At 68.9% G+C, this 1,728-nt stretch carries 3 protein-coding genes; all 3 read left to right on the forward strand.

The features are described 5' to 3' along the window. On the forward strand, positions 1–679 hold a 679-nt coding region (locus tag G7A99_RS25320; protein WP_240466179.1), incomplete at its 5' end, for a proline/glycine betaine ABC transporter permease. Positions 680–700: 21 nt separating this feature from the next. After that, a complete protein-coding gene (locus G7A99_RS08230) occupies positions 701–1,531 on the forward strand; it encodes a methyltransferase domain-containing protein (protein WP_256379707.1) in 831 nt (276 codons plus the stop codon). 131 nt (positions 1,532–1,662) lie between these two features. Further along, positions 1,663–1,728 (forward strand): hypothetical protein (locus G7A99_RS25755; RefSeq protein WP_256379708.1); only part of this gene is annotated, 66 nt, incomplete at its 3' end.

The following is a 1,728-nucleotide window of genomic DNA, read 5'->3' on the forward strand; positions in this document are numbered from 1 at the left end:
AGCGGTGCTCAGCCACCGCCTGGGCGGCTGGCGGCTCGCCGCGGGCGTCACCGCTCTGGCGCTGTTCATCGCTGTCACCGGCAACTGGGAGAAGGCGATGATCACCGTCTATCTCTGCGGCATATCGGTGGCCATTGCCGCGCTGATCGGCATCCCGCTGGGCATATGGTCGGCGGCCAGCGATCGCGTCCACCGGGTGACCACCACGGTAGTGGACACGCTGCAGACACTGCCGAGCTTCGTCTACCTGATCCCGGTGGTCATGCTCTTCCAGGTGGGCGATTTCTCCGCGATGGTCGCCATCGTCCTATACGCCCTGGCGCCGGCGGTCCGATATACCGACCACGGCATCCGTGGCGTGCCCGCCGAGACCATCGAGGCGGCGCGCATGTGCGGATGCACGCGCGGCCAGATCCGCTGGCGGGTGCAGCTCCCGCTGGCCCTGCCCGAGATCATGCTCGGCCTCAACCAGACCATCATGATGGCGCTCTCCATGCTCGTCATTACCGCCCTGGTGGGGACCCGCGACCTCGGTCAGGAGGTTTACATCGCGCTGACCCGCGCGGACATCGGCGCCGGCCTGGTCGCCGGGCTGTGTGTCGCCTTCATCGCCATGATCGCCGACCGGCTCATCGGTGCCTGGGTGGCCCGGCGCCGTGCCGCGCTCGGGCTCGCCTGAGTCCGGGCCGCGGCCTCAACCCTGAAGGAACGGAGAACGCATTCCATGTCCGAACACTACGAGAACAGCGGCGTCGACCGCCTGTATTCCGCCGTGTGGGGCGAGAACATCCACTACGGCGTGTACGAAACCGGTGACGAGGGTATCGAGACCGCCACCTGGGCGGCCAAGCGCCTGATGGCGGAGGCCGCACGGCTGAGCCCCGGCGAGCGGGTGCTGGAGGTCGCCTGCGGCTACGGTGCCACGGCACGGTATCTCGCCGAGGAGTATGGTGTCTCGGTGGTCGCCAGCAACATCTCCGAGACCCAGCTCGCGCGCTGCCGCGAGATGGCCGAGAGCCGCGCCCTCGACGACCGTGTGAGCTTCGAGTACGCGGACTTCCACGAGCTCCCCTTCCCGGACGAGAGCTTCGACGTGTGGTGGTGCCAGGAGTCGATGGTGCACTCGCCGGACAAGGAACGGGTGCTGCGTGAGGCCTATCGCGTGCTCAAGCCCGGCGGCCGCGCCGTGATCTCCGATCACATCTTCTGGCACGAGCGGCTCACGCCGCAGGAGCGCGCCGCCGTGGAGGCCCGCTACGGGATGTCCAACCTCTCCTCGCCGGCGGACTACGAGCGTCACATCGAGGCGGCGGGGTTCACCCTCGTCGAGCATCGGGACTGGCAGCGCCACGCCGCGCTCCACCGCGCCAAGGTGCTCGCGCGCCTGGAGCAGCACATGAGCGAGTTCGCCCGGGAGATGGACGCCGAAACGCTGGAGAACAACCACCGCAGCTGGGCCCACTGGGCGGACCTCGCCGCCGAGGGCAAGCTCAGTCTGGACTTCTATCTCGCCGAGAAGCCGGCCCGGTGAGCCGGCGCAGCGAACACGGACCCCGCAATCAGGAGGACCCGATGGACAGCCATCTCGAAAACGCGATCGCACGGATCCCGCGGCTGGCCGGCCGCAGTGCCGAGGCGCTGGGCGCCGAGCGGCTGGGCGGCATGACGAACCTGGTCTACCGGCTCAACGACGGCGGCGAGCAGCTGGTCCTGCGTATCCCCGGGGAC

The organism is Arhodomonas sp. KWT (genome assembly GCF_010993615.1).